Consider the following 6085-nt stretch of genomic DNA (forward strand, 5'->3'; position numbering starts at 1 on the left):
AGAAATGATGAGGATGTTATGACGTCAAGAATACCGTTTTACTTTTTAATTTCATTGCTCGTCATTGCAGGTGCTGCGCTAAGCCAATACCGTCATGCTATTTACGGTGTGCCGTGGACGCCCGGCGAAGAACGTGCACTGTGGGAACTCGAAGCACGTATCGAGTTTGACGCCATTGGTGATCCGGTTAAGATCTCGATGGCAGCCCCTGAAACACAACAGGGGTTTACCCTGATCGATGAAAGCACATCCTCTCCGGGTTATGGGGTGGCTCTGATCGAGACAGACAATGGCCGTCGGGCCGAATGGTCAATCCGTCAGGCCACCGGCAAGCAAATCCTCTATTACAAAACCCAGATGCTGGTTGATGATCAAGCAAGCTATCGGGTGATACCACCGAAAGGCGATCCTGTCGCCGTTAGCCTTGACAACCCGCAACAAACGGCAGCCATCGCGATGCTGACTCAGGCACGTAAGCTGTCAGCAGACAACCTGACGTTTACTCGTGAGCTCATAAAACAGTTTAATGACAAGCAGAACCAGAACGCATCACTGCTGCTTAACAACCTGAGTCGCGAAGATGCCATCATCAGCTTGCTCTCACTTGAAGGCATTCATGCCCGTCTGGTCGGTGGCCTGCAACTTGAAGATGGCCGCCGCCGCCAAAGTATCAATCTTCTGGTTGAACTCTGGGACGGTCAACAGTGGCAGTTGTTCGATCCGCAAACCGGTATCGAAGGTAAACCGAAAGATGTTTTAATCTGGAACCAGCAAAGCCATTCACTATTAGATGTCGTCGGTGGTCACAACTCCAACATCAGCTTTTCGATTATTGCCCAGGATATTACGCCTCAGCAAGCCACCCGTGAAAAAGTCGTGGCCGACGATCTGTTGAATTTCTCGATTCACAGCCTGCCGGTTGAAGAGCAGGCCATGTTTAAAACCATTATGCTGGTGCCAATCGGTGCTTTGGTTGTGGTTTTCCTGCGTATTATTATCGGCCTGAAAACATCCGGTACCTTCATGCCGGTATTGATTGCCGTGGCGTTTGTTCAGACTCAGCTGCTTACCGGTATTCTTGGTTTCTTACTTATCGTCGGCACCGGCTTAATTATTCGAAGTTATCTGTCTAATTTGAATTTGCTGCTGGTAGCCAGAATATCTGCGGTAATCATTACGGTAATAATGATCATTTCAGTATTCACCGTTGTCGCCTTTAAAATCGGCCTGGTAGAAGGCTTGAGTATTACCTTCTTCCCGATGATTATCTTGTCATGGACCATTGAGCGTATGTCGATCCTGTGGGAAGAAGAAGGCGCCAAAGAAGTCCTGGTTCAAGGTGGCGGTTCACTGCTCACCGCAATACTGGTCTACCTGGCAATGACCAACGATATGGTACGTCACCTGACCTTTAATTTTGTTGGTATGCAACTGATTATTCTCGCTCTTATCTTAATGCTCGGTAACTACACCGGTTATCGCTTAAGTGAATTACGTCGCTTCAAACCACTTGCGGAGGACTAACTATGTCACTGTTTTCACAGTTTACCTCTCCGTTCAAGCTGCGTGATCGCGGCATTATGGGAATGAATAAGCGAAACCACAGTTACATCGGCCGGTACAATGACCGTAGTCTCTATCCGCTCGTTGATGACAAACTCAAAACGAAGAAGATTGCTCAACGTGCCGGTGCGACGGTTCCGGAGCTGATTGGGGTCATTCACAGCCAGGGTGGCGTCAGAAATGTCCACGAGATGGTCAAAAACTGGCCGGGATTTGTGATCAAGCCAGCCCAGGGCTCGGGCGGGAAAGGCATTTTAGTTATCATCAAGCACAAAGATGGTATTTATACCAAACCCTCTGGTGTGGAAATCAATAAACAAGATGTCGAGCGTCACATCACCAATACCCTGGCGGGGCTCTTTTCACTCGGTGGAAAGAATGATGTTGCGATGATTGAAGATCTGATCCAGTTTGATGACGTGTTCGATGGCTTCAGTTATGAGGGAGTGCCAGACGTCAGGGTTATCGTTTTTAGAGGCTATCCGGTTATGGCCATGATGCGTTGCTCAACGGCAGCCTCAGACGGTAAAGCCAACCTCCACCAGGGCGCTGTCGGCGTCGGGATCGATATCGCCACAGGTAAAGCGATTCGTGCGGTACAGTTTGACCACCCTATTGAACGCCACCCGGATACGGGCAGGTTGCTTAGCGAACTTTCGGTACCCAATTGGACTAAATTATTGACGCTAGCGGCAAGCGCCTGGGAGATGGCAGGGCTTGGCTATATGGGCACTGATATGGTACTCGATAAGATAAAAGGGCCAATGGTGCTTGAGCTTAATGCGCGTCCTGGTTTGGCGATACAAACCGCTAACGGATGCGGACTGTTACCTCGTTTACACCATATAGAAAACTTAGGTATACCAAACATGCCGCCGACACCTGCTGAGCGAGTGGCCTATGCGGCCGACCAATTTGGCGTGAAACCGGCATTCTAAGTCCACTTCTAATTAATAATAAAAGCCCTGACAGTGATGTGAGGGCTTTTTTATATCAGAAAGATATGTAATTAATATCTGACTATACCGAACAGAGTGGAATCAACATGACAGTGCACTCCCCCCATCCGCTGTTTGAGGCAGCTATCGATCGCACCGAGAGCAACAGCATAAAATGGAATAAATACAAAGGCAGAGACATTTTGCCGATGTGGGTCGCAGACAGTGACTTCCCAGTGCCCGAAGCCATCACTGACGCGCTGCATCGACATATTGATCACGGTATTTTCGGTTATGGCCAACCGCCGCCGCGATTGGCGGAACTACTGGTAGAACGAATGCAACGCAAATTCAACTGGCAGATACAGCCCGAGTGGATTGTGTATCTGCCGGGATTAGTCTGCGGCCTTAACCTCGCTGTGCGTTCGCTAACCACAGAGCATCAAACTGTTGTCAGTCCAGCACCGATCTACCCGCCATTCATCTCTGCGGTAAAAAAGGCCAAACGGTCGCTTTCTGTTGCCCCCGTCACCTTACAAAAAAATCGCTGGTTAGTTGATTTCAGCCAAATCGAATTCGCACCGGAGACAACACTATTACTGTTATGTAACCCACTGAATCCAGGTGGTACCGTGTATCGCCGCGATGAGCTAGAGCAAGTTTTATACCTAGCCGAACAGCATGACTTACTTATCTGTTCAGACGAAATCCATTGTGATCTGATTTTAGAGCCTAACCTGCAACATATCCCATTTGCCAGCCTCAGTGAAAGTGCTGCGCAACGGTCTGTAACGTTAATCTCGCCGGGTAAAACGTTTAATCTTGCCGGATTGGGTGTCTCAATGGCGATTATTCCGAACCCGACGTTAAGGCATCAATTTTGTCAAGCGAGAGAAGGCATTGTGCCCGAGGTAAATGTGCTCGCTTATACTGCCGCTCAAGCGGCCTATGAACACGGCCAACCCTGGCTCGAAGACCAGTTAACCTATTTACGACTTCACCAGCAAAAGTTGGCGCATGAAATAAATGCGATGCCTTATCTGAAGCTGCATCAGATAGAAGCCACTTACCTAGCATGGATTGACGCCTCAGCGCTTCCTGTAGCCAACCCGTTTACGTTTTTTGAACAAGCAGGGGTCGGCCTGTCATCTGGCGCGGATTTTGGGAACCCGCATTTTGTGCGGATGAATTTTGCCTGCAGCACTAAAATACTCGAACAAGCCTTGCAACGAATGCGCATTGCTATTGAAGCGCTGTAGCGTCAAATAAGTAACTATCCAGTGATACCAACACCTTTAATTATTTAGATCTAAAGTTCTGACATCTGAGACCGATAAACAGATATCGTAACCAGGAACCTCTTTTATCAGATGCAGATCCACACCTTAGATAAAGCAATGCTGATCAACGAAGTGCAGCTCGGCAACCAGCTCAACCATGCGGTTGAAGGTGGGCGCCGGGCTGATTTCGCGTTGATGCTGGCCATGCTGTCGCCGGATCACCTGGAAAAGAACCCGACCGATGCTCCCCCCGTGCAAGGAAATACAGAGGCGGAATTACGCGCATATTTTGAATTACCCGATCCACAGCCATTAACCAGCACCGAGAGCTGCTACGAAAAAGCGGCCGCCCAAGCCGATGCTTTCCATCAGGGGGGACTAGCCAGCTCGCAATTTCTTCATGAACTGCAACCAACGGCATTAACGTTTCCGCCATTAGGCACCAAAGGGATGCCCGAGGAGATATACCACAACCTCTCCGGTCATGAACGCCGCCGCCTGCCTCCGACAGAAGATGCAACCATTCAGGCATCTCCACATGATTTGTATTTATCACTTATACAATCAAAACGTTATGCCGAGATGTATCAAACCGGATAAATTGCACAACAAGCCAGACTCTCTCACACAAATAAATATTTCGTGACCACCGTCATAGCTTTGACACAACCAGCAATAACCACTGTCACACTTTACTAACATTTAATAACAAAACAACACAATATGCGTGCTTTTTCACATTTTAAACAATCTGAAAACGTCACTATGACAAGAGTTGTTTCGACGAACCTTATTGGTACGGATGGTGATTATGAATATCGCGCACTCTGTTATATTAATTACAGCGGCAGGCAGCCCGATGGGGAAAGCTCTTGCGCTTCATTTCGCTTCGCTTGGAGCAAAATTGGCGTTAGTGGATATTGATGCTGAACGATTAGAGTTGACTCACCAGGCTTGCCTGGCTTCTGGCGGAACAAGTTACCCGTTACTGCTTACATCGCAGGATGAGCCAACCATCGCCGGGTTAATAAATGACGTTGATCAGCATTATGGTTCGATTGATGTATTGATTAATTACTGGCTGGGTGCCGATCTGCCAACACTTTTCAGCCCCTCTTCTGTTGACGTGTTTTGCCGCTCGATGACTGAAGTGGCAACGACCTTTTTTACCTTCGGTAAACAAGCGGCAAGCTATATGCGAGAGCATCATTGTCCAGGGGTTATTATCAACCTGGCAGCCAACCAGCCCGATAGCCAGATTCCAATAACAGAGTGTTCGAAAGCTGTCATTTCAGGTCTGACACAGAGCTGGGCCAGGGAATTGGCAGAATTTAATATTCGGGTGGGCGGCGTCGTACCACTGGTGTTTAATGATGAGGCATCCCACTCACAGAGCAGCCCTTTCAGCCAGCCTCTGCAATACGAAATCGTTCGAAGCGTCGAATATATTGTAGAAAATGACTACTTTAATGGCCGGATGATAGAGGCAGAAGTGGGGTAAAGGCAGGGTCTAGGGTCTAACTCGTTACTTGCTACTGATCTAAAAAAGCCCGCCAAAATGGCGGGCTTAATGATTTACGGCAAAAGCAATGCGCTAGCTATAACAGATGATTATGCTTTAGCTGTTTCTTTCTTTGCTTTAGCTGTCTTTTCAGCAATTACAGCATCTTTTTCAGACTTCTTGATAACAGTCGTACCTTCGAACGTTTCACCTTCAACGTAAGGAGTACCGTAGTAAGAAGCCATTAGTACTTCTTTCAGCTCGCTGATTAGAGGGTAACGTGGGTTTGCACCAGTACACTGATCATCAAACGCTTCAACTGATAGCTCGTCTAGTTTCGCCAGGAAGTCAGACTCTGGAACACCCGCAGCCTGGATAGATAATGGAATATCCAAATCACCCTTAAGCTCTTCTAACCAAGTTAGCAGACGCTCAATTTTCTGAGCGGTACGGTCGCCCGCTTGAGACAGACCCAGGTGGTCAGCGACTTCTGCATAACGACGACGCGCTTGTGGGCGGTCATACTGAGAGAATGCCGTTTGCTTGGTTGGGTTATCGTTCGCGTTGTAACGGACAACGTTAGAGATAAGCAGTGCGTTAGCTAGGCCGTGTGGGATGTGGAACTCAGCACCCAATTTGTGCGCCATTGAGTGACACACACCCAGGAAGGCATTCGCAAACGCGATACCAGCGATAGTCGCGGCATTGTGCACTTTCTCACGAGCGATTGGGTCAGCAGCACCATTCGCGTAGCTTGATGGCAGGTATTCTTTCAGCATCTTAAGTGCTTGAAGCGCCTGACC

The 6085-nt window shown here is 48.4% G+C and carries 6 protein-coding genes; 5 read left to right on the forward strand and 1 reads right to left on the reverse strand.

What is annotated here, in order from left to right:
• Positions 1 to 18: 18 nt before the first annotated feature.
• The 5 genes from R3289_RS20240 (at position 19) to R3289_RS20260 (ending at position 5282) form a co-directional block, all read left to right on the forward strand.
• Positions 19 to 1524, forward strand: a complete 1506-nt coding sequence (locus R3289_RS20240) for an inactive transglutaminase family protein (protein ID WP_318927713.1) — start codon at positions 19 to 21, stop codon at positions 1522 to 1524.
• Positions 1525 to 1526: 2 nt separating this feature from the next.
• Positions 1527 to 2501, forward strand: a complete 975-nt coding sequence (locus tag R3289_RS20245; protein ID WP_318927714.1) for an alpha-L-glutamate ligase-like protein — start codon at positions 1527 to 1529, stop codon at positions 2499 to 2501.
• A 107-nt stretch (positions 2502 to 2608) separates the two neighbouring features.
• Positions 2609 to 3760: a PatB family C-S lyase gene (locus tag R3289_RS20250; RefSeq protein ID WP_318927715.1), complete on the forward strand. Its 1152-nt coding sequence runs from the start codon at positions 2609 to 2611 to the stop codon at positions 3758 to 3760.
• 111 nt (positions 3761 to 3871) lie between these two features.
• Entirely contained in the window at positions 3872 to 4381 is a 510-nt protein-coding gene (locus R3289_RS20255) for a VC2046/SO_2500 family protein (protein WP_318927716.1), read from the forward strand.
• Between the two features lie 211 nt (positions 4382 to 4592).
• Entirely contained in the window at positions 4593 to 5282 is a 690-nt protein-coding gene (locus R3289_RS20260) for an SDR family oxidoreductase (protein WP_318927717.1), read from the forward strand.
• A 110-nt stretch (positions 5283 to 5392) separates the two neighbouring features.
• Here the strand turns inward: R3289_RS20260 and R3289_RS20265 are convergent.
• The coding region (locus R3289_RS20265) for an iron-containing alcohol dehydrogenase (protein ID WP_318927718.1) at positions 5393 to 6085 on the reverse strand (693 nt) is incomplete at its 5' end.

This window comes from Photobacterium sp., from assembly GCF_033720175.1.
Classification (GTDB): Bacteria; Pseudomonadota; Gammaproteobacteria; order Enterobacterales; family Vibrionaceae; genus Photobacterium.